At 34.4% G+C, this 22434-nt stretch carries 20 protein-coding genes; 12 read left to right on the top strand and 8 right to left on the bottom strand.

Annotated features, from left to right (window positions below; all coding sequences use genetic code 11):
* The 5 genes from ABD940_RS03295 to ABD940_RS03275 form a co-directional block, all read right to left on the bottom strand.
* Positions 1-1026, bottom strand: coding sequence for a sensor histidine kinase (locus tag ABD940_RS03295; protein WP_345200293.1), 1026 nt, complete (start codon positions 1024-1026; stop codon positions 1-3).
* 365 nt (positions 1027-1391) lie between these two features.
* Positions 1392-2609: an ABC transporter permease gene (locus ABD940_RS03290; protein ID WP_345200291.1), complete on the bottom strand. Its 1218-nt coding sequence runs from the start codon at positions 2607-2609 to the stop codon at positions 1392-1394.
* A gap of 544 nt (positions 2610-3153) precedes the next feature.
* Positions 3154-3891 carry an ABC transporter ATP-binding protein gene (locus ABD940_RS03285; protein ID WP_345200290.1) on the bottom strand — a complete coding sequence of 246 codons (738 nt, stop codon included), beginning with the start codon at positions 3889-3891 and terminating at the stop codon, positions 3154-3156.
* Positions 3892-3991: 100 nt separating this feature from the next.
* A complete protein-coding gene (locus tag ABD940_RS03280; RefSeq protein WP_345200289.1) occupies positions 3992-5242 on the bottom strand; it encodes an efflux RND transporter periplasmic adaptor subunit in 1251 nt (416 codons plus the stop codon).
* A gap of 24 nt (positions 5243-5266) precedes the next feature.
* Complete coding sequence (locus tag ABD940_RS03275) at positions 5267-6571, bottom strand: TolC family protein (protein ID WP_345200287.1); 1305 nt, start codon at positions 6569-6571, stop codon at positions 5267-5269.
* A gap of 458 nt (positions 6572-7029) precedes the next feature.
* On the opposite strand from ABD940_RS03275, the gene ABD940_RS03270 reads away from it, so the two are divergent.
* The 8 genes from ABD940_RS03270 (at position 7030) to ABD940_RS03235 (ending at position 15086) form a co-directional block, all read left to right on the top strand.
* Positions 7030-7824: a thymidylate synthase gene (locus tag ABD940_RS03270; protein WP_345200286.1), complete on the top strand. Its 795-nt coding sequence runs from the start codon at positions 7030-7032 to the stop codon at positions 7822-7824.
* Between the two features lie 45 nt (positions 7825-7869).
* Positions 7870-8112, top strand: a complete 243-nt coding sequence (locus ABD940_RS03265; protein WP_345200285.1) for a hypothetical protein — start codon at positions 7870-7872, stop codon at positions 8110-8112.
* Positions 8109-8417, top strand: coding sequence for a type II toxin-antitoxin system RelE/ParE family toxin (locus ABD940_RS03260; protein WP_345200284.1), 309 nt, complete (start codon positions 8109-8111; stop codon positions 8415-8417). The genes ABD940_RS03265 and ABD940_RS03260 overlap by 4 nt, the downstream gene beginning before the upstream one ends.
* Before the next feature lie 80 nt (positions 8418-8497).
* Positions 8498-9817, top strand: coding sequence for a serine hydrolase domain-containing protein (locus tag ABD940_RS03255; RefSeq protein ID WP_345200283.1), 1320 nt, complete (start codon positions 8498-8500; stop codon positions 9815-9817).
* A 4-nt stretch (positions 9818-9821) separates the two neighbouring features.
* Positions 9822-10052: a hypothetical protein gene (locus tag ABD940_RS03250; protein ID WP_345200281.1), complete on the top strand. Its 231-nt coding sequence runs from the start codon at positions 9822-9824 to the stop codon at positions 10050-10052.
* 2 nt (positions 10053-10054) lie between these two features.
* A complete protein-coding gene (locus ABD940_RS03245; protein WP_345200280.1) occupies positions 10055-12568 on the top strand; it encodes a M1 family metallopeptidase in 2514 nt (837 codons plus the stop codon).
* Positions 12569-12769: 201 nt separating this feature from the next.
* A complete protein-coding gene (locus ABD940_RS03240; RefSeq protein WP_345200278.1) occupies positions 12770-13576 on the top strand; it encodes a T9SS type A sorting domain-containing protein in 807 nt (268 codons plus the stop codon).
* A 181-nt stretch (positions 13577-13757) separates the two neighbouring features.
* Positions 13758-15086 (top strand): hydroxymethylglutaryl-CoA synthase family protein, encoded by a 1329-nt coding sequence (locus tag ABD940_RS03235; RefSeq protein WP_345200276.1) that lies wholly within the window; start codon positions 13758-13760, stop codon positions 15084-15086.
* Between the two features lie 47 nt (positions 15087-15133).
* Here the strand turns inward: ABD940_RS03235 and ABD940_RS03230 are convergent, their stop codons facing one another.
* A complete protein-coding gene (locus ABD940_RS03230) occupies positions 15134-16057 on the bottom strand; it encodes a helix-turn-helix transcriptional regulator (protein ID WP_345200275.1) in 924 nt (307 codons plus the stop codon).
* 182 nt (positions 16058-16239) lie between these two features.
* On the opposite strand from ABD940_RS03230, the gene ABD940_RS03225 reads away from it, so the two are divergent.
* From ABD940_RS03225 to ABD940_RS03215, 3 genes are all read left to right on the top strand, one after another.
* Positions 16240-17769, top strand: coding sequence for an aldehyde dehydrogenase family protein (locus ABD940_RS03225; protein ID WP_345200273.1), 1530 nt, complete (start codon positions 16240-16242; stop codon positions 17767-17769).
* A gap of 223 nt (positions 17770-17992) precedes the next feature.
* Complete coding sequence (adhP, locus tag ABD940_RS03220) at positions 17993-19030, top strand: alcohol dehydrogenase AdhP (RefSeq protein WP_345200272.1); 1038 nt, start codon at positions 17993-17995, stop codon at positions 19028-19030.
* A gap of 206 nt (positions 19031-19236) precedes the next feature.
* Entirely contained in the window at positions 19237-19620 is a 384-nt protein-coding gene (locus ABD940_RS03215) for a DUF779 domain-containing protein (protein ID WP_345200270.1), read from the top strand.
* A 1-nt stretch (position 19621) separates the two neighbouring features.
* Here the strand turns inward: ABD940_RS03215 and ABD940_RS03210 are convergent, their stop codons facing one another.
* Both ABD940_RS03210 and ABD940_RS03205 read right to left on the bottom strand, forming a co-directional pair.
* The gene (locus ABD940_RS03210; protein WP_345200269.1) at positions 19622-20152 is read right to left on the bottom strand and encodes a hypothetical protein; all 531 of its coding nucleotides are present in this window, start codon (positions 20150-20152) and stop codon (positions 19622-19624) included.
* Between the two features lie 69 nt (positions 20153-20221).
* Complete coding sequence (locus ABD940_RS03205; RefSeq protein ID WP_345200268.1) at positions 20222-21421, bottom strand: dicarboxylate/amino acid:cation symporter; 1200 nt, start codon at positions 21419-21421, stop codon at positions 20222-20224.
* A gap of 93 nt (positions 21422-21514) precedes the next feature.
* On the opposite strand from ABD940_RS03205, the gene ABD940_RS03200 reads away from it, so the two are divergent.
* Entirely contained in the window at positions 21515-22432 is a 918-nt protein-coding gene (locus tag ABD940_RS03200) for a DnaJ C-terminal domain-containing protein (protein WP_345200267.1), read from the top strand.
* Positions 22433-22434: the final 2 nt, after the last annotated feature.

Here is a 22434-nt window from a genome sequence, read left to right as displayed (position 1 = left end):
TTAATCTGTTATGATTTTTATTTCCGCAATATACATTCCGTTGTTCAAGTGAGAATGAAATTCGTGTTTTTCGGGATACAGCAAATTAAGTCTTTTTTTAAGATTTTCAACACCGATTCCCGAACCGCTTTTATCTGCATCAGTTTTCGGAAAATTAGAATTGGAAGCCGTAAAATGAATTTCTTTATCAACAATTTCCATTTTAAAATGAATATCAGAATGGTGTGTTGCCGAAATTCCGTGTTTAAAAGCATTTTCAACGATTGAAATAAAAAGCAAAGGCGCAATTTTCATCTCAGGAATTATCTTAGGAAAATTCGTATAAACTTTTGTATTATCGGTCAGTCTCAAAGACATCAATTCGATATATTTATTTAAAAATTCAACTTCTTCGGAAAGACTTATTTTTTCAACATCGGTTTTATACAAGAGATGTCGCATCAACTTGCTTAAACTGTGAATGCTGTGTTTCGCTTTTTCCTGATCAAAATCTATTAAAGAATAAATATTATTTAATGAATTGAAGAAAAAATGCGGTTGAAGTTGATATTTTAAATGCTGAAGTTCAGATTGTAGTTTAATATTATCGGCTTCAATTTTCATTTCCTCTGCTTTCTGAATCTTTTTTCCGGCATTAATTGCAATAGAAAACGCAACCGGAATCATGTAAATCAGCGTATCCATAAAATAGAATAAAGCTGTCGGAGGTCTTCTTCCGTCGGGATTGTGATGTCTGGGTTCGAGCCAGTCGGAAATTTGATTTTTAAAAAATATTAATATTAAGATCAATGATAAATTGACAACAAAAAACCATACTTTTTTATTTTCAAAAAGATGTTTTACTAAATAACCATAATTAGCATAAAATACAACTGCCAAAAAAAGAAGCTGCAACCAAAAATGACGGAAAAGATCTTTCCAATCTGCATCCGAACCGACCGAAAACGCTGCCGGAAGAAAAAATAAAACCAGCCAGATCAACAGATGCAGGCTGATTTCAACGTTTTTATTTTTTAGATTAACCATTTTACAGGTTTTAGATTTTAAAATTTATATTTTTTTAAACCTTCAAAAAATCTAGCTCTATGGAACTTTTGAATAAGTGAATTTAGAATTTTTTCTACCATTTCTCCTACATTTTTTATGTTGAACTGAAGTATACTTTTATTTTGATCGCAAAAAGCACAAAAGGTTAATGAAGATTTTTTTATCTGCTTCTGTTTTTAAGGCGCAAGAACACTTCGAAAGGCTCAGTGTAACAAAAGATTTTAGTAAAGATTTAAGAATTAAAACCGTAAAATTTTATCGAAGATAAAATCCTTGCGCCTTAAAACGTCTAGTATATTACAACTTTGCGCCTTTGCGATTTCCAACAATCACATCACAGTCATTTACTCGTATCTCAATGCATTGATCGGGTCAGACTGAGCCGCTTTTCTCGCAGGATACCATCCGAAAAATACTCCTGTTACCGTACAAACTGCAAATGAAATCACAATAGAAACCATTGTAATATTAACGGGCCATCCCGCAAAATATTTGATTCCAAAGGTTGCAATTAAACCAATAAATACTCCCAAAACGCCTCCCGTGATGCTTATTAAAACAGATTCTATCAAAAACTGCATCAAAATATCCTTGTCTTTTGCACCAATTGCCATTCTCAGACCAATCTCTTTAGTTCTTTCCTTTACAGAAACGTACATGATATTCATAATTCCGATTCCGCCGACAATTAGGGAAATACTTGCAATAGCAACCAATAAAAGCGTCAACATTTCACTGGTAGAACTGAACATAGAGATAATTTCCTGTTGAGACGATACGTTGAAATCGTTGTCTTCATTAGGTTTTACCTTATGTTGTTTTTCCATGACGGTTTTTATTTCGTTCACGGCAGCTTCAGAATCCTGTTCGCTTAAAGAGGAAGCCACAATCGACTGAAGATAAGTCTGTGCTAAAATTCTTTTCTGAACCGCAGTGTAAGGCGCAATAATAATATCGTCCTGATCCTGTCCGAAAGTATTTTCACCTTTTTCCTTTAAAACGCCAATAACTTTAAATGGAATATTCTTAAAACGAATCATTTTTCCAATAGGATCTTCATTTGGGAAAAGATTTTCCTGAACAGTTTTTCCGATAACCACGACTTTTCCGAAAGATTCTATATCGTCATCAGTGAACATAGAACCTTTTTCAACGCCCCAATCACGGATTTTTAAATATTCCGGAGATGAGCCATAAATTGAGGTCGGCCAGTTTTTGGAACCTGCGATACTTTGTCCGCTTCCGTTCACCAAAGGCGAAATTTCTTTGATTAATTTCACTTCTTTTTTTAGCGTATTATAATCTGCCAAAGTTAAAGTTTGCATTGCAGAAGGATCGGAACGTACACCGCCCATCATTCCAGCTCCTGGACGAATCGTGATCAAATTCGCACCCATACTCGAAATATTTTTCTTGATGCTTTCTTTCGAACCTTCACCGATTGCCAACATCGCGATAACGGAAGCTACACCGATAATAATTCCGAGCATCGTAAGCATGGCTCTGGTTTTATTAAGGATAATAGCTTTCCAGGCTATTTTTAATAAGTTTGAGAAATTCATAATTTCATTTTTTGGATTAAAAAATATCCTTTGCAAATCTGTCCTACGCTAACTAATAACACTCTAAAACAATTTTGATTTACAAAAAATCTCAACTTCATGTCAGATTTACAAAGGATAAAACAGCATTCAAATCATCTTCATTTTTATGGAACTAATTAATATAATTGTCTATTTTTTATTGATAATATTTGATTTTTTTGTTGGTAAACGCAAAGGTGCGAAGTTGTAAATATTACAATGCTTCAAAGCGCAAGGATTTTATCTGCGATAAAATTGAATACAGTTTATTCTATAAGTCCTTGCTGAAAATCTTTGATTTTCTTGCGCCTTAAAAAAGTTAGATAAATAAAAAAACTTTGCGCCTTTGCGTTTAACAACAAAAAATATCATTTAATAAATTCGTAAAAATCTTTTGCAGATCCGTCCTACATTAACACTCTAAAAACAACTTCACTTCATATTTTGATCCTCTTCATGTCGGATCTGCAAAAGATAACAGCATTACATCCTCTTCATTTTAGCTAATATAATTTGATATACGTTATTCTGGTTTTGGTAATTTTTCCAGTTCAGCTTTCGCAATGAGTCTGTTCATTACCATTTTATCTTCTTTAATAATTCCGTCTCGGAGAATCACCGTTCGTTTACTGAATTTTGCGATATCTTCTTCGTGGGTTACAAATCCGATCGTAATTCCTTCATCATTTAATTGTTGAAAAAGGTTCATTACTTCATAAGACGTTCTTGTATCGAGGTTTCCGGTAGCTTCATCGGCTAATAAAATAACCGGATGATTTACCAATGCTCGAGCAATAGCAACTCTCTGTTGCTGTCCTCCCGAAAGCTGGCTCGGAACGTGTTCCATTCTGCTTTCCAAACCGACCTGTTGTAAGGCTTTTACGGCTCGTTCTCTTCTTTCTTCCGAAGAAATGGAAGGATTGTAAAGCAAGGGTAGCTCAACATTTTCCAACGCGCTTGTTCTTGCTAAAAGGTTGTACGACTGAAAGATGAATCCAATTTTGGTATTTCTAATTTCGGCAAGCTGATTTTTATTTAAATCTTTTACCAAAACACCGTCCAGCTCATATGTTCCGGAAGTTGGCTGATCGAGACATCCCAATGTATTTAAAAAAGTAGATTTTCCCGAACCGCTGGTTCCCATGATCGTTACAAATTCGCCTTCATTGATGGTTAAATCAATTCCTTTCAATGCATGAACAATCTCGTCACCCATTCGGAATTCACGTTTCAGATTTTCTATTTTGATGATTGATTTCATTGTTGTTTTGTTGTTGGTTGATAGTTGTTGGTTGATTGCATTTAGATTAAATTTAAAAGTTGAAATTCCATCAACTAAAAACAATCAACCAACAACCAAATTAATTTCCCGGAGGTTTTGAATCCGCTTTTTTATTATTGTTACTCGGTCTTTTCGGCATAAACGGGCTGCTTTCTCCGGAATCTGATTTTGCTACAGCTTCCGTTTGTTCGTCTAAAGAAGTCACAATTTGTTCATTCTCTGTTAATCCACTTTTTACTTCGACATTAATTCCGTCATTAATTCCGATCGTAATTTTCTTTTGAGAAAGACTTCCGTCATTATTTTTGATCCAGACGTATTTTTCTTTGCCTTTTCCGGTTTTTGTTTCAGGAATGTTGGCGTTGATTTTATTTTTCTGATAATATTTTTTCAATGTTTCGGAATCCGGACTAAAACTGATCGCCGCCGCCGGAATTGTATTCGTTCCTTTTAATTCCTTTGTAAAAATCGTTATCGTTGCCGTAAGTCCGGGTTTTAATTTCTGTTCAGAATTATCAGCATCAATCAAAACGGTATAGGTCACAACATTAGAAGAGGTTTTTGGACTCAGACGCATTTCTCTTACCGTTCCGTTAAATTCTGTGTCAGAAAAAGCATCCACGGTGAAAGTCACACGTTGACCAACCTGAACATTTCCAATATCTGCTTCATCTACATTCGCCTGAACCTGCATTTTTGTAATATCTTTTGCAATCGTGAAAAGGGTAGGAGTCGTCATACTTGCGGCAACAGTTTGCCCTTCCTGAACTTCTTTACTTAAAATAATTCCATCAATCGGAGCGTAAATATTGGCATAACTTAGATTGGTTCTTGCCTGTGCTAAAGTTGTTTTCATTTGATTTACCGATTGTTGAGCATTTTTCACCTGATAAGAAGCTTGTTCATAATCTGATCTGCTGATCACACCAGCTTTGAACATGTTATTCTGACGGTTAAAATTTTGCTGTTGATAATTAAGCTCATTTAAAGCTGAATTATATTGAGCCTGAGCATTATTCACCGATTCCTGAAGGTTGGTTTTATCGATTTCAGCCAAAAGCTGTCCTTTTTTTACCTGCGAATTATAATCAACATAAATATTTCTGATTAATCCCGAAACCTGCGTTCCCACTTGAACAGTGTCGACGGGTTCTACAGTTCCTGTTGCAGTAACAGAAGTTGTAACATCCTGTTTTGCCAATTTTACTGTTTGGACAGTGATTTCTATATCTTTACTTTTTGTAAAAAACTGATAACCGAAGACAAGCACGATGGCTGCTACCAAAAATATGATTGAATTTCTGAAAGTTTTTTTATATTTTGGGTTCATAACTTTGATATTTTCCTGTTACTTTTAGTTTGTCGTTAAAATTTTCCCCTGATAAAAATTCAGTAATTGCGTATACAAAACAGCCATGTATTTTGATTGTATGTAGGTTTGTTCATTGGTCAAATACGTGTTTCTGCTTACTGAAAGTTCGGTTGTCGTTAATCCTCCGAATTCAAATTTTTTGTTTGATAAATCGTAGGAAAGTTTAGCATTGTCTCTCGCAACTTTCGAAGATTTTTGCTGAGCCTGATTCGCGATAGCATTTTGCCAAGCGGTTTCAATGCTTGAATACAATGTTTTTCCGGCACTTATTTTATCCAGTTGATTTTGTTCAATATCTATTTTAGCAAGTTCAACATTGGTGTTATTCTGCTTTTTCGAGAAAATCGGAATGTTAAGCGAAAGTCCGACAGATTTGTTGAAATTGTTTTTAACCTGATTTAAATATGAAAAATCCTGAGTGCTTGTAAAACCTGTATTCAGTCCTGCTGTTGCAGAAAGTGTTGGTTTATATCCTGCTTTTGTAATTTGTAATGCTTTGTTTAAAATTTCATTCTGTGCATCATAAATTTTAAGATCAGGAAGATTTTCCGTTGCCTGAGCAAAAACCTGCTGTTTATCCGGAATAGATTCTTCAATATCGGGAAGCGAAGTTTTTTCAATTTCAAAATCTACACTCGGATCGAGTTCTAATAATTGTTTTAATTTTAAAACCTGCTGATTGTAAAGGTTTTCACTGCTTACGACCGTATATTGATTCTGTGCATTCTGAGTTTCTACATCGGCAAGTTCCAGTTTTGAGATCGCTCCGTTTTTATATTTAGTTTGAGTCAGCTTCAGTTCCTGAGCAGAAGAATTGGCTGTATAATTGGCAATTTCAATTCCTTCATAATAATATAAAGATTGCAGATACGTTTGCAGAACATTCAGAACAATATTATTTTCCGCTTGCTTTTGATATAGAGAAGATTGATCTAAGATCATTTTATTTTGTTCGATCTGCAGATTCAGTTTGTTTCCCTGATATATTGCAATGTTTCCACTTATTCCAAAACTGTTTGATAAAATATTTTGATTTACGAAACTACTTGTGATCGGGTCAATACTCGAACCGTTGGTTAATCCTAATGAAGACGAACCGTAGATCGTAGGAAGCTTATTGTTTTTCTGCTGCTGATAATTCAGTTGGGCAGTTGTTTTGTCGAGAACGGTTTTCTTTACCGTGATGTTATTTGCTACCGCATAATCCAGACAATCCTGTAGCGTCCATACTTTTTGAGCCGGAGCAAGGATTCCGATGAAGAGCGCTATGGTGAGGTATTTTTTCATTATCTTTCTTATTTACAGTGACAAAATTCCTTCATCTGCGAAAGAAAATCAAAACTATTAGACGAACAGCCCGATTTTATAGAAGTATTGCTTTTTTCTATCGTTACAGATTTTTAATTTCCAATTATAAAAGAACTTTTTTCCATTAAAAATCCTTTATTTTGCAAAAAATCAACGGCGGGTTTTTAAACATTTTGTTTAAATAAATTTGCTTGGGGATTTTGTTGGAATTTCGCAAAGGCGCAAATTTTTTTATTTTTGAAATTGCTTATTAAGGCGCAAGAAAATCATAGATTTTCAGCAAGTATTTATAGAATAAAAAAGTGTGAAATTTTATCGTAGATAAAATCTTTGCGCCTTAAAAACAGTATTTTATAATACGATTTGCGCCTTTGCGAAACTCCAACAGCAAAATAAAAAAGTTTGAACAACAAGCCTAACGATAAAATTTCAGGAAGATGCAAAATTACTTAGACCTTTTACAACATATTTTAGATAACGGAACAGATAAAACCGACAGAACGGGAACGGGAACAAGAAGCGTTTTCGGGTATCAACTGAGATATGATTTGTCGAAAGGTTTTCCTTTGGTTACGACTAAGAAAGTGCATTTGAAATCTATAATTTATGAATTGCTATGGTTTTTAAAAGGTGATACCAATATCAAATATTTAAAAGATAACGGAGTTTCAATCTGGAACGAATGGGCGAATGAAAATGGAGATTTAGGACCGGTTTACGGAGCACAATGGAGAAGCTGGAACGGAGCAGATGGAAAAGTTGTTGACCAGATTACAGAAGTTATCGACCAGATCAAAAAAAATCCTGATTCCAGAAGGTTGATCGTTTCTGCATGGAATGTTTCGGAAATTCCGAATATGGCTTTAGCGCCTTGTCATGCGTTATTCCAGTTTTATGTGGCGGATGGAAAATTGTCGCTTCAATTGTATCAGAGAAGCGCAGATGTTTTTCTTGGAGTTCCTTTTAATATTGCAAGTTACGCGTTATTATTGATGATGGTTGCGCAGGTTTGCGATCTTGAAGTAGGAGATTATGTTCATAGTTTTGGTGATGTTCATATTTATAATAATCATTTTGAACAAGTAAATAAACAATTGTCCAGAGAAACAAGAACTCTTCCGACAATGAAATTAAACCCAGAAATTAAAGATATTTTCGGTTTCGATTTTGAAGATTTTACATTAGAAAATTATGATCCGCATCCAGGAATTAAAGCGCCTGTTGCGATTTAAGTTTTTGATAATAATTTCATTAACTTTGATTAAAATACAGAAATTATGGAAATTAAAATCAGTTTAGATGAATATGCGGATGTTCCCTTTATCAAAAAACTTTTATCACAAATAAAAGGTATTACAAATATTGAAGTTTCTGAAAATGACAAAACATATTCTTGGGAAGAAATTGAAAATTCAGAATATTTTGCAAAAGTAATGGAGCAAAGTGAGAATGATTACAAGAACGGAAAAACTCAGGAACTTACTGATGATTTATTGACTGAAATATTTAATAAAAAATGAAAATAATAATTTCAGAAACCGCGAGAATATCGCTAGACGAAATTATTGATTTTCTAAGGGCTAAATGGACTGTAAAAGAAATTGCTGTTTTAGAGAATGATATTAAAAAATTCAGACAGACAATAATTGATGGTATTATAAAACATCCGTCTATTGAAAAATTTCCAAGTGTAAAGTATGTGTTTGTTGGAAAGAGGCAAATCAAATTGATTTATGAAATAAAGACAAATGAGATTTTTATTAAATTATTCTGGCATTGCAAACAAGATCCGAAAAAATTAAAAGATATTCTCAACAAAAAATAAACTAAAAAGTGAAGTTCAAAACTTCACTTTTTTTGTAACATCTCCTGAAATTTTTCAACTTATTCGTTAAATCTCAGAATATGTTTAAAAAGTTACTTCTTCTCTCTACAATCAGCATTTCGAGCGTTGCATTTTCTCAGAATAATGTAAAGGAAAAACTGAGCAATTATCTTGATTCCCTGTTTGTGCATCATAAAGTGATGGGAAGTTTTGCCATTGCGGAAAATGATCGTCCGACTTTCATTAAAGTGGTTGGATTTTCCGATGTTGAAAAAAAGCAGAAAGCAAATGTGGAAACTCAATATCGAATTGGTTCGATTAGTAAGACATTTACGGCAGTTTTGATGATGAAAGCTTTGGAAGAGAAAAAGATATCTTTAGACAAAAAATTATCAGATTTTTATCCTGAGATTCCCAATGCAAATAAAATCACTATCGAAAATTTATTGCAACACAGAACCGGAATTCACAACTTAACGAACGAAGCAGAATATTGGCAATACAATACAAAACCTCAGACCGAAAGCAGTTTAGTCAATATCATAAAAAAATATAAAAGTGATTTTGAGCCTGGTTCAAAACATGAATACAGCAATTCAAACTATATTTTGCTGGGTTTTATTCTTGAAAAAGTATACAAAAAATCTTACGCTGAATTAATCAAAGCTAAAATTACAAAACCTTTAAAATTAAATTTAACGGAAGTTGGAGGAAAAATTGACACCTCCAAAAATCAGGCAAAATCTTATGAGTTTACCAACGGGAAATATGAAGTTTCATCTGAAACGGACATGACAATTCCGATCGGTGCTGGAAATATTATCTCGACTCCGAGAGATCTTTTGACCTTTATTCTTGGTTTGGAACAAGGAAAATTAGTGAAAAAAGAAAGTCTGGAAAAGATGAAAAATTTCGTAGACGATTATGGTTACGGTTTGGTTAAAGTTCCTTTTGATAAACATTGGGGATTTGGTCATACAGGTGGAATCGATAAATTCAGTTCGGCTTTGTTTTATTTTCCGGATCTGAAAGTTGCAGTTGCTTTTAGTACCAATCAAACGGATATGGATTCAAATGAAATTTCCATTAAATTGGCTGAAACTGCAATGGGAAAAGATTTTGAAATTCCAAGTTTTAAAACAATGGAAATTCCGGAAAATGAACTTCAGAAATATGTAGGAACGTATTCTTCTACTGATGTCCCTTTAAAAATTGATATCTTTATCAAGGATAAAAAACTGATGGCACAAGCAACCGGACAAGGCGCATTCCCGTTGGAAGCGACTTCAAATACAAGATTTAAATTTGATACAGCAGGAATTGTTGTCGAATTTTTCCCGGCAAAAAATCAGTTTATCATCATGCAGGGAGGAACAAAAAATACCTTTACAAAAGAATAATACAATGAAATATTTAAAAATAAATACCGAAGAAACCGCCGATCTTGAAGCGTTAAAAAATGCAATTCTTCAAATGAAAGGTGTAGATTCTATAGAAATTATCGACGACGAAAATCCTGAGAGTGAACTGAAAAAAGCTTTTAATAAAACAAAAGAACAGTTCAAAAAAGGGGATTACGAAACGGTAGTAAATGATATTTTCGACATTTTAACAAAAAATAATTCTAAAAAATAATAATGAAAAAAGCCATTTTATCGATTGCTTTATTGGGTGGGATTTTCTTTTCCACAAATGCAGCAGCGCAAACCGAAATTTCGGGCAGAGAAAAGGTGTACAGAGCCACTCACACGAAAGTAACGGAACTAAAACATACCAAGCTGAAAGTAAATTTCGATTATCAGAAGGAACAAATGAATGGAGAAGAATGGCTGACTGCCGCTCCTTTTTTCTATCCTACCAACGAATTGACGCTTGATGCAAAAGGAATGTTGATTCATGAAGTAGCTTTGGATATCAATGGTAAAAAATCTCCTTTAAAATATGATTATAAGGATGATGTTTTGAAAATTAGTTTAGATAAAACCTATCAGAAAAATCAGGATTATACGGTTTACATCAAATATACTTCTCGTCCGAACGAAGTGAAGCAACAGGGAAGTGCGGCAATTAATGATGCAAAAGGTCTGTATTTCATTAATGCTCAAGGAAAAGATCCTGATAAACCGACACAAATCTGGACTCAAGGTGAAACGGAATCTTCTTCGGCTTGGTTCCCGACGATTGATAAATCCAACCAGAAAACGACTCAGGAAATTTACATGACGGTTCCTGATAAATACGTGACACTTTCCAATGGACTCTTAAAAGATTCTCAAAAAGAAGCGAACGGATTGAGAACGGATCATTGGGTGATGGATAAAAGACATTCAACCTATCTTTTCTTCATGGGAGTGGGTGATTATGCAATCGTAAAAGACAAATGGAGAAATATTCCGGTTGATTATTATATCGAAAAAGAATATGAACCTTACGCGAAACAGATTTACGGAAATACTCCAGAAATGATCGAATTTTTCTCTAAAAAATTGGGTTACGATTATCCTTGGGCGAAATATGCACAAATTTCAGGAAGAGATTATGTGAGTGGGGCAATGGAAAATACGACAGCAACTCTTCATGGAAGCGATATTTTGCAGAAGCCGGGACAATTAATCGACGAAAATACCTGGGAAGATACAATTGCTCACGAATTATTCCACCAATGGTTTGGAGATTTGGTAACGGCAGAAAGTTGGAGCAATCTTACTGTAAATGAATCTTTTGCCAACTATTCGGAATACCTTTGGAACGAATATAAATACGGAAAAGATCAGGCGGATTATCATCAAATGAAAGATGTAAATCAATATCTTACGACGCCTGGAAATTTCGAGAAAAACTTAGTAAGATTCAATTATGATTCCCGTGAAGATGTGTTCGATTTGGTAACATATCAGAAAGGAGGCGGAATTCTTCATATGTTGAGAAATTATTTAGGTGACGATGCTTTCTTTGCAGGATTAAATGACTATTTAAAAACCTATGAATATCAGAACGGAGAAGCTCATCAGTTGAGATTATCTTTTGAAAAAGTTTCAGGAAAGGATTTAAATTGGTTCTTTAATCAATGGTATTTTGGAAACGGGAATCCGAAAATCAAATATTCTTACACTTTTGAGCCTGTTAAAAAACAAATCGCTGTAGTGATTGAGCAAACTCAGGATCAGCCGTTCCAGTTTCCTTTGGCAATCGATGTTTATGACAATGGGAAACCAAAAAGATATAATGTTTGGGTAAATGCTGAAGCAAAAAATATTTTCAATTTTGATGTATCTAAAAATGCAGATTTGGTAAACATCAATGCGGACGGAATTTTGGTGGCAGATATTACTGATTCAAAAACTCCTGAACAGAATTTAATGCAGTTCTTAGGTTCAAAAGAATTCAAGAGCAAAAACGAAGCATTAAACGGAATTAAAGGTCAGGTTGGGAAAAATCCAGCCGCAACAAAATTATTGGCAGCAGCGATAAAAGATCCTTTCTTTAGAATAAGAATTAAGGCATTGAACTTGATGGATTTATCAAATGCAGAGCAATTTAAAGCGATGGGTGCCGATGTCGAAAAATTAGCTTCAAATGATCCAAAAACTTTGACTCAAGCAGCTGCAATTTCAGCTTTGGCAAAAACAAAAGATAAAAAATATATTCCAATCTTCGAAAAAGGAGTAAATGCTGTTTCGAATGCCGTAAAAGGAAGTTCCGTAAGTGCAATTATTGAAATTGATCCTTCTAGAGCAAATACTTTAGCAGATAAAATTGATTTGGAAGGTGCTCCAGAAAATTTATTGACTAAGTTGTTACCTATTATCGTTAAAAACAAGGTAACTTCTCAAATGTCGAATATTGCTCAGATTGCAGCGTTTTATCCTTTCATCAAATTCCAGAATCCGGAATTAGGAAAATCTGCGGAAGAAGGATATAACTGGATCATGAGTTCTGACAACCTGAAAGCAACCGAAAGCATTACAAAAATGGTGAGTCAGGCAAAAGGACAAATGGGGGACAATCCACAGGTAAAAATGATGATAACTCAAATGCTTAAAGATGGTTTAAGTAAAAAGATGGAACTTTTGAAACAAAATCCTCAAAGTGCTGCAAGTATTAATAAACAGATCGATGCGATCAATAAAGCGATAGAAGATTTTAAATAATTTTAAGTCAAAATATATTTATTGAAAAATATGATAACCGTTATTTTTATAGCGGTTATTTTTATTGATTAAACGATTTTTATTGAATTTTATTTATAATATTTAAAAAATATTTGATTTATTTGTTTTAATAATTTAATTTTGTTATCGAATTAATATTAAAATTTAATGCTAGTGAAAACAAATTTACTTTTAAGAAAAATGAAAAATCGATATCTTTTTTCGATTCTGTCAGTTTTTTCTGCAATGAGCGTGGAAGCTCAGATTTCAACATTTCCATGGACGGAAACGTTCGAGGATAGTTCGCCGACCAGATCGAGTTGGACGCAAATTTATGAAACCAACAGTGTCAATTGGACATTCTCATCCGCTGCAACCACCGGAAGTGCAGGAGTAACTGCTCTTGGCGGAACAAAATTCGCTAATTTTCCCGCAAATTCATCTACCGCGGACAAAACAAAATTGGTAAGTCCGCCTTTGAATACAACAGGATTAAGTGCTCCGAAAATAAGTTTTTATCTCATAAACCCGCAACAGGGAGCAAATGCCAATTGGGTAAGAATCTATTATAGATCTTCAGCGACAGATCCATGGAATATGATGATGGGATTCCAGCCACCATTTAGTTCATGGTATTTTTTCGGAAATATTGGAATTCCCCCGAATACCTATCAAATCGCTATCGAATGTGAAAATGCACAGGGATATTCTACATTGGTTGATAATTTTACGATCAGTAATGATGTTTTAAGTGTGAATGATGTTTTAAATTCTTCAAAATCATCAATAAAATATTATCCAAATCCGGTAAAAAATGTACTGAATTATTCAGCTAGGGAAATAATAAATGATTTAACGATTTACGATACGACAGGAAAAAAAGTTCAGGATCATAAAATCAATTCAAATCAGGGGAGTATAGACGTTTCAGCTTTAAATAATGGAATGTATATTATTTCTGGCAAAGCAAATAATGGAACTGAAAATTTTAAAATCATTAAAAACTAATTACATATTAAATAAACGAAAAGATTTACACTTTAATTTCATAATTTACACCGAGGCATCTCTTTTTTGAGATGTCTTTTTTTATTTAAATGGATTTAATGTAAAGATTTGGTGAAATTTGGTAAAAATCATATGTGATTAAACGTTTACATTTTTTAAATTCGTATTAAAAATAAATTATATGACTTTTGGAATCGAGGCTGCAAGTTATTATGTACCTTCATTGTATTTGGAAATTAAAGATTTAGCAGAAAAAAGAGGAATCGAACCTGCCAAATTGGAGAAAGGTTTAGGATTACATAAAATAGGATTTCCTGATGTACACGAAGACGCAGCAACATTTGCAGCCGAAGCTTTATTGAAACTAATAAAAGATTACGATCTCAGTCCAAAAGAAATATCAAGAATTTATCTGGGAACGGAAAGTGCTTTAGATGCGGCAAAACCTACAGCTTCTTATGCAATGCAGATGGTTGAAAAAGCTCTGGAAGCAGAATTCGGTGAAAGATGTTTTAAAAACTGTGATGTTGTCGATCTTACTTTCGCTTGTATCGGAGCAGTTGATGCGCTTCACAATTCTTTAGATTTTGTGAGGGTAAATCCTGATAAAAAAGCGGTTGTCATTGCAAGTGATTACGCAAAATATGAACTGGCTTCTTCAGGTGAATATACGCAAGGAGGAGGAGCGGTTGCTGTTTTGGTTTCCTCAAATCCTGATTTAATTGAAATTGAAAACAACTGGGGTGTCGCTACGGAAAGTGTTTTCGATTTTTTCAAGCCAAGACGTCATTTTAGCAAAGAGAGTTTAGTAAGTGCCCCTGAAAATTTTCCTGAAAAAATTGAAATTTTTACAGATGAGCCTGTTTTTGACGGGCAATATTCTAACCAATGTTATCAGGATAGAATCAAAGAAGCATACAACCATTATCAGGAAATTACAGGAAAAAATAAACCTTATGAAGCTTGGAAATATCTTATTTTTCACCTTCCTTATGCTTTTCATGGGAAAAGGGTTTTCACTGAAATTTACAGCTTAGAAAACGGACTTTCTTATGAAACTTTAGAAGAGCAAAAGGCTGTGGCAAAATCTGAAGATTATATTCAGTTTATTAATGATAAAATTGAAAAATCGCAAAGAGCATCTTCGGAAATCGGAAATATGTACACAGCTTCTATTTTTATGGCTTTACTTTCCGCTTTGCAGACTTCATTCAATGAAAATGCAGAATTAGCAGGAAAAGAAATCGGATTCTTAGGTTACGGAAGTGGTTCAAAATCAAAAGTTTTTGCCGGAAAAGTTTCAGGAAACTGGAAAAATGTTGTCGCAAAATGGAATTTGTTTGAAGGCTTAAAAAACAGAACAGCAATAGATTTTGATACTTACGAAAAGCTTCACAGAAAACAGTTACAAAATTCTGTCAATGAAAATTACAAAGGCTTTGGATTGAAGTCTGTGGAATTGGAAAATCCTGTTTTGAAAGGAGCAAGGTATTATGATTATCAAGAATAATTAATTCAATAATAAATCTTAAAAACATCTCAATTTGAGGTGTTTTTTTATTCTAATAACAAAACTTTATCCTGATAACTTTTCGGTGTAACTCCAACCAATTGTTTGAAAACCCTCGTGAAATAATTAGTATCAGAAAATCCTGTCTGATAAGCCGTTTCCTTAATACTATTCTGGCTTGCTAACAATTCTTTAGCTCTGTTAATTCTTTCCTGTAAAATAAATTCATTAGGAGAAGTTCCCAACTCGTCTTTAAACATTTTAAAGAAGTTGGATTTACTTACATACGCCATTTTTGCAATACTGTCAATCGACAATTTCTGATGAAGATTTTTACGGATATAATCTACCACAAAACCTATTCTCGACTTATTTTTAGCAATATTTTTTTCCATCATACCTCTTGCCTGAGTCTGCATCAATCGTATCAAAAGCTCTTTTAATGCAAAATCTGCCATGATATCTTTTTGCGAATTATCATCCATCGCGATTCTCATAATATTGTTGGTGGCAGAAGCTAAAGATTGATTGTTGAAAAGAAAAAATTCGTCCAGTTCAATATTCCATTGCGAAGTTTCGTCAACTTTTGGAAAATGGTAATTTAAATGGTTCAAAGAGTTTTCTATGAATTCAGAATTCAGGCTTAAAGAAATGCATTGTGAGGGAGTTTCATCTGCTTCAGGAAAATCAATGACCATCGTTTCTCCCGGTGAAACCAAAACACTTTCTCCCGGAAAATAATCGAAATAATTGGTCTTATTATCCAGTTTCATATGTTTTTTTCCACGAAGCATTGCGGTAAATGCAATGGTTTCAAAATGCAGTTTTACGTCGAAAGCTGCTTTGTGCGTTTCATATATGCTAAATTCACAGTTGTTTAGATTGAATTTTGTCTGATTTTCAATTAGGCTTAAAAGCTGATTTTCCTTCTTTAATTCAGGAGTATTTAATAAAAATTTATTATCATTCATTTCTAAACATTTTTTATTGCCTCTTTACTCAAATATAGAAAATTATCGATTTACATAACTGTTAATGAAATGATAAAATTTATGCTCTGTACGATTTTGATGTTTTTTTGTACGATTGTGCTATACGAATGTCACAGGTAAGTGTAATTTGGCTTTAGATAAAAAATTAAAATTGTACAAATATGAGCACTACAACACAACAAGAATCAGAGACATTATTACAGTGGCCTGAATTCAAAAACAGATACGATAACTATATTGACGGAAAATTTACAGCTCCTGTAAACGGACAATATTTTGACGTAGTTTCTCCGGTTGACGGAAGAAATTTTACACAGGCGGCACATTCTTCAAAAGAAGATTTGGAATTGGCAGTTAACGCAGCGGAAAAAGCATTTCAGAGCTGGAAAAATACTTCATCTACGGAAAGAAGTATTATTCTAAACAAAATTGCCGACAGAATCGAGCAAAATCTTGAATACATTGCAACGGTTGAAACGATTGATAACGGAAAAGCAGTAAGAGAGACTTTAGCAGCAGATATTCCTTTGGCAATCGACCATTTCAGATATTTCGCTTCGGTAATCAGAGCAGAAGAAGGTTCTCACAATGAATTGGATAAAGACACGGTTTCATTAATTGTTCACGAACCACTTGGAGTTATCGCTCAGATCATTCCCTGGAATTTCCCGATCTTAATGGCAGTTTGGAAATTAGCTCCGGCTTTGGCAGCAGGAAACTGTGTTGTCTTAAAACCGGCAGAAAGTACACCGATTTCTATCATGGTCTTAATGGAATTGATCGGTGATTTGCTTCCTGATGGAGTTGTAAATATTGTGAATGGCTTTGGTGCAGAACTAGGAAGAGCGTTGGTTACCAATCCAAAAGTGAACAAAGCAGCATTTACAGGTTCTACGGCTACAGGACGTTTGGTAATGCAATATGCAACAGAAAATATTATTCCTGTAACATTAGAATTGGGTGGAAAATCACCAAACGTTTTCTTCAGTTCGGTAATGGATGCAGATGACGAATTTTTAGATAAAGCAATTGAAGGCGCAGTTCTTTTTGCCTTAAACCAAGGGGAAATTTGTACTTGTCCATCAAGATTACTGGTTCAGGAAGACATTGCGGATGCTTTCATCGCAAAAGTTATTGAACGAGTAAAAGCCATAAAAGTAGGAAATCCTTTGGATAAAACTGTAATGATGGGAGCTCAGGCGTCTCAGATTCAGAAGGATAAGATACTTTCTTATATCAAATTAGGAAAAGAAGAAGGAGCAGAAGTTCTTGTTGGAGGTGATGTAAACAATGTTGGAGAAGGTTTGGAAAACGGATATTACATCCAACCTACCATTTTCAAAGGAAACAACAGAATGAGAATTTTTCAGGAAGAGATTTTCGGACCTGTTTTGGCGTTTACAACATTCAAAGATGAAGAAGAAGCTTTGAAAATCGCAAATGATACAATTTACGGACTTGGAGCGGGAGTTTGGACAAGAGATGCGCATCAGTTATACAATATTCCGCGCAACATCGAAGCGGGTAGAGTTTGGGTAAATCAATATCATTCTTATCCTGCAGGAGCACCTTTCGGAGGTTACAAACAGTCCGGAATCGGTCGTGAAAACCACAAAATGATGTTGGATCATTACCGTCAGACAAAAAATATGTTGATCTCTTACAACAAAAACAAACTAGGTTTCTTTTAATTTTAAATATTAGGGCGTGCCCGTTTTCCCCGTCTCGGCAACGGGGAAAAACGGTCGGGCTATCCAGGGCTCCACTTCGTTTCGGTGCTCCGCACTCTCGTTTTTCAAACGAGACCCTTCCTATCCCTCACGCGAACAACCATTTGTCCTTATCTGAAATTTCGGGTGAGCAGGAAATTTATATCCAAAAATCAAACAAAAAACTAACTCAAAAAATCAAACTATGATTCCAAAAACAATGAAAGCAGCAGTTGTTCAAGGCTATGGACAACCTTTAAAAATCGAAGAAGTTCCTGTAAAAGTACCCGGAAGATATGAAGTATTGGTAAAAGTTATTGCTTGTGGAGTTTGCCACACAGACTTACATGCAGTTGATGGCGACTGGCCTGCAAAACCAAAAATGCCTTTAATTCCCGGTCATGAAGGTGTCGGAATTGTCGTTGCTTGCGGACCGGAAGCCCAGGTGAAAGAAGGAGATGCGGTTGGAGTTCCGTGGTTATATTCAGCTTGTGGATGTTGCGATTATTGTATCACAGGCTGGGAAACGCTTTGTGAAGCTCAAAAAAATGGAGGTTACAGTGTTGATGGAGGTTTCGCAGAATATGTGATTGCAGATTCAAGATATGTAGGACATTTAAAATCGGATGTCAACTTTTTAGAAATTGCTCCGATTCTTTGTGCGGGAGTTACAGTTTATAAAGGTTTAAAAGAAACAGAAACAAAACCGGGAGAATGGGTTGCCATTTCAGGAATCGGTGGATTGGGACATGTTGCAGTTCAGTACGCAAAAGCAATGGGAATGCATGTTGCAGCGATTGATGTTGCAGATGATAAATTGGAATTGGCGAAAAAACTAGGAGCAGATTTGGTTGTTAACGCAAAAGAAACAGATCCCGGACAATATTTACATAAAGAAGTTGGCGGAATGCATGGTGCATTGATCACAGCTGTTTCACCAATCGCTTTCAAACAGGGAATCGATGTATTAAGAAGAAAAGGAACAATCGCTTTAAACGGTCTTCCTCCGGGATCTTTCGAACTGCCGATTTTTGAAACGGTTCTGAAGAGAATAACAGTAAGAGGTTCAATTGTTGGAACAAGAAAAGACCTTCAGGAAGCGCTTGATTTTGCCAATGAAGGTTTGGTAAAAGCAACTGTAACGGCTGCGAAGCTGGAAGATATTAATGAAGTTTTCGATAAAATGAAAGCCGGACAGATCGACGGAAGAATCGTTCTTGATATTGCAGGAAGTCCAAGCTAAATTATATTGAATTTTATGGGTTCGGCGAAATGAAATTTCGCCGAACTTTTATAACTTTACTAAAGGTCATTGCGAGGAGCGAAGCGACGAAGCAATCTCAAAGAAATAATAAAATAAAGTAATTCAGCGTCTTTGTTATTCCTGTGGAATGACAAAAATTATGATAAGCCTTTATACAAGGTAATTAATTCAACAAAACAAAAAAAATGGAAACCAAAATATCAAGAGTAGCCGTCACAGAAAAAGCTTTGGAAGTGATCTGGGAACTCGAAAAAAAACATGGAGATCTGATGTTTTATCAGGCAGGAGGATGTTGTGAAGGAACACAGCCGCAATGTTTCGAAAAAGGAGGATATTTTCCAAGAATGAACGATGCCATGATCGGAACTATCAACCATCACGAATTCTGGATCGACCGCGATTTATTCGAATATTGGCAATATTCTCACTTCACATTAGATGTTACAGACGGATTCGGACCAGGTGGATTTTCCTTGGAAACGCCTTTGGGAAAAACATTTAAGGTCATTTATAAGCTTTTCACTCGTGAAGAACTTGAAAATTTAGAACCTGTAAAACGAAGCGAATAATTTATTTGTAGTTTTTAAACTGATTATTTTTTTGAGCAATAAAGTTCAATTCTCTTTCAAAATCATACTTGTCTCTTTTTATACATCTTTTCAAACCGTAATACTGAATGACTGTTAAAATTATCGGAAGAGCAATGATAAAATAATTGTTTTCAGCTTTAATCATTTGTATAGCAATAAATAAACAAAAAAAAGGCAAAAAAATCAAAGCGAGAAAATGAGTAACAAAAGGTGTAAATTCTATTTTAATCAGTGTTTCATTATTTTCCTCTGAAATATTTCCTTTTATTATGGAATGAAGAACATTAAAATCGAAGAAATGTAACCTTCTTTTAATTGTGAAATGATCTTTATGGATAATTCCCCGATATTCAAATCGTGTAGGAATGGCATTATCAGGAACAAATGATATGAAAGTCGTATTTGTTTTATAAGTAATTTTTTTCAGATTTTCAACAAATTCAGAAGAATCCATCTCTATACTGAAGTTCAAATGATCATGTAATCCTATATTTTTATAAAAAGAGTTCATATCAATTTAAATAAAGTCATTAATGAAAATTAGTGCAAAACATTTGTGTAATTTGTGTTTAAAATAGAATCAAACTTTTACAAACCGATTCACAAACATCGAAGCTACCAATTGTCCAACTGCATTTAAAACAGTCGCCAAAGGATCAACCAAAGTTCCAATAATCATCACTGCAGGAATGGCTTCCTGAGGTAATTTATAAACCGAAATCATCAGCATTTCACCAATATATCCTCCATTCGGAATTCCACCTGCAACAATACTTACGAAAACAGTAATTCCTAATGCTAACAATAAATTCATCGGATCAAAAAAATCTCTTCCGATAATTAAAAAAGCTACATAGATTTTAATAATAGAAGACATCGACGAACCATTCTTATGCAAAGTAGTCCCAATCGGAATCACAATATTAGAAATCTGACTCGGAATGCCAATTTTCGATGCAGCCTGTAAATTTGCAGGCATTGTAGCAAAACTACTACATGTACTCAAAGCTGTTAATGTTGGATAAATAGCGTTTTTCCAAAAACTTTTTACCCCATTTTGCCCGTTGGCAATGAAAGCATAAAATGAAAAGAATATGATGAAATAGATTATTCCGGCAATATAATAAAGTCCTAAAGGTTTAGCATAAAATCCGAAAAGTTGAGGTCCTAAAGTTGCCACCTGAAAAGCAAAATACGCTCCCAAACCAATCGGAGCAATTTTCATAATTAATAAAAGCAATTCTTTCATCACTTCATATCCGGAAGCAATAAACGCTCTGAAAGCCTGTCCTTTTTCTCCCGCTTTTCTGGCTGAAAATCCTGTCATAAAAGCAAAAATCAAAAGAGCCAACATATTTTGTCTTGAGAAAAGCTGGGTAAATTCTCCTACGGTAAAAAATCCTACAATTCTGTTTCCCCAACTGTCACTATTTGTCGCTTCTTCCACAATTTCCTTACTTCCTGAAACTCCAGAAACCGGAAACAGATACACTGCGCAAATAGTGAAAACAGCTGCTGTTAAAATAAAAAACAAAAAAGTAAAAGCCATTGTCACCATGATTTTTCCAAATTTGGATTCCTGTTCTAATGATGCAATCGAATTGGAAACGGCAAAAAATACCAAAGGAACCACACTCACAAAAAGAAGATTCAGGAAAATATCTCCTAAAGGTTTCAGATAATCAACAATATTCGGCGCAACAACTCCGATGATGCTTCCGACAGTGATTCCCAAAAGTAAAAATAAGATTCCCGAGTAGTTTTTCAACACTTCTTTCATGCGTGCTTTTTAATCAAAGATAGCTTAATTTTTAACATTCCGTTATATAAATTTCAGTCATAAAATTCTTAAATTTGAGTAAACATCGTTTCTATGGCTTATATAGATTACTATAAAATTTTAGGCGTAGACAAAAACGCAACACAGGAAGACATTAAAAAAGCTTACCGAAAATTAGCAAGAAAACTGCATCCGGATCTTAATCCCGATGACAAGGAAGCTGAAAAGAAATTCAAAGAGCTGAATGAGGCCAATGAAGTTCTCAGTAATGCCGAAAATCGTACAAAATACGACAAGTATGGTGAAAACTGGAAACATGGCGAAGAATATGAAAAAGCTCAGCAACAGCAAAGACAATATCAAAGTCAGGGAGGAAATTTCGGAGGGGGATTTTCCGGTGCTGATTTTGGGGAAGGTGAAGATTTTTCAGATTTTTTCCAAAATATGTTTGGTGGAGCAGGAGGAGGTTTCGGTAGAAGTTCGAGAGGAAGTGCTTCGGGGAAATTCAAAGGACAGGACGTTAATGCGGAACTGAATTTAAGTTTAAAAGAAGCTTCAACAACTCACCAACAAACCTTTGATATTAATGGTAAAAAAGTCAGAATTACGATTCCGGCAGGAGTTTATGATGGACAGCAAATCAAATTAAAAGGTCACGGAAATCCAGGTTTTAATGGCGGTCCGAATGGCGATTTATACATTACATTTAATATTGCTGTTGATCCGAATTTTGAAAGAATTGGAGATGATTTAAAAACAAAAGTTCCGATTGATTTGTATACCGCGGTTTTGGGAGGCGACGTAAAAGTAAATACGCTTGATGGAAGTGTAAATCTTAAAGTAAAACCCGAAACTCAAAGCGGAACAACCGTACGATTAAAAGGAAAAGGTTTTCCGGTCTACAAAAAAGACGGACAATTTGGAGATTTGTTTGTGACTTATGACGTAAAATTACCAACAAATTTGACTGAAAAGCAGAAAGAACTTTTTGAACAACTTAAAAATTCCTAAGC

The sequence above is a fragment of the Chryseobacterium ginsengisoli genome (genome assembly GCF_039542325.1).
GTDB lineage: Bacteria > Bacteroidota > Bacteroidia > Flavobacteriales > Weeksellaceae > Chryseobacterium > Chryseobacterium ginsengisoli.
This window is presented reverse-complemented; position numbering and strand designations above follow the sequence as displayed.

Bases quoted from the DNA above. Each gene is read 5' to 3' on its own strand.
- ABD940_RS03295 (WP_345200293.1), bottom strand. From the start codon at position 1,026: ATGGTTAATCTAAAAAATAAAAACGTTGAAATCAGCCTGCATCTGTTG.
- ABD940_RS03290 (WP_345200291.1), bottom strand. From the start codon at position 2,609: ATGAATTTCTCAAACTTATTAAAAATAGCCTGGAAAGCTATTATCCTT.
- ABD940_RS03285 (WP_345200290.1), bottom strand. From the start codon at position 3,891: ATGAAATCAATCATCAAAATAGAAAATCTGAAACGTGAATTCCGAATG.
- ABD940_RS03280 (WP_345200289.1), bottom strand. From the start codon at position 5,242: ATGAACCCAAAATATAAAAAAACTTTCAGAAATTCAATCATATTTTTG.
- ABD940_RS03275 (WP_345200287.1), bottom strand. From the start codon at position 6,571: ATGAAAAAATACCTCACCATAGCGCTCTTCATCGGAATCCTTGCTCCG.
- ABD940_RS03270 (WP_345200286.1), top strand. From the start codon at position 7,030: ATGCAAAATTACTTAGACCTTTTACAACATATTTTAGATAACGGAACA.
- ABD940_RS03265 (WP_345200285.1), top strand. From the start codon at position 7,870: ATGGAAATTAAAATCAGTTTAGATGAATATGCGGATGTTCCCTTTATC.
- ABD940_RS03260 (WP_345200284.1), top strand. From the start codon at position 8,109: ATGAAAATAATAATTTCAGAAACCGCGAGAATATCGCTAGACGAAATT.
- ABD940_RS03255 (WP_345200283.1), top strand. From the start codon at position 8,498: ATGTTTAAAAAGTTACTTCTTCTCTCTACAATCAGCATTTCGAGCGTT.
- ABD940_RS03250 (WP_345200281.1), top strand. From the start codon at position 9,822: ATGAAATATTTAAAAATAAATACCGAAGAAACCGCCGATCTTGAAGCG.
- ABD940_RS03245 (WP_345200280.1), top strand. From the start codon at position 10,055: ATGAAAAAAGCCATTTTATCGATTGCTTTATTGGGTGGGATTTTCTTT.
- ABD940_RS03240 (WP_345200278.1), top strand. From the start codon at position 12,770: ATGAAAAATCGATATCTTTTTTCGATTCTGTCAGTTTTTTCTGCAATG.
- ABD940_RS03235 (WP_345200276.1), top strand. From the start codon at position 13,758: ATGACTTTTGGAATCGAGGCTGCAAGTTATTATGTACCTTCATTGTAT.
- ABD940_RS03230 (WP_345200275.1), bottom strand. From the start codon at position 16,057: ATGAATGATAATAAATTTTTATTAAATACTCCTGAATTAAAGAAGGAA.
- ABD940_RS03225 (WP_345200273.1), top strand. From the start codon at position 16,240: ATGAGCACTACAACACAACAAGAATCAGAGACATTATTACAGTGGCCT.
- adhP (WP_345200272.1), top strand. From the start codon at position 17,993: ATGATTCCAAAAACAATGAAAGCAGCAGTTGTTCAAGGCTATGGACAA.
- ABD940_RS03215 (WP_345200270.1), top strand. From the start codon at position 19,237: ATGGAAACCAAAATATCAAGAGTAGCCGTCACAGAAAAAGCTTTGGAA.
- ABD940_RS03210 (WP_345200269.1), bottom strand. From the start codon at position 20,152: ATGAACTCTTTTTATAAAAATATAGGATTACATGATCATTTGAACTTC.
- ABD940_RS03205 (WP_345200268.1), bottom strand. From the start codon at position 21,421: ATGAAAGAAGTGTTGAAAAACTACTCGGGAATCTTATTTTTACTTTTG.
- ABD940_RS03200 (WP_345200267.1), top strand. From the start codon at position 21,515: ATGGCTTATATAGATTACTATAAAATTTTAGGCGTAGACAAAAACGCA.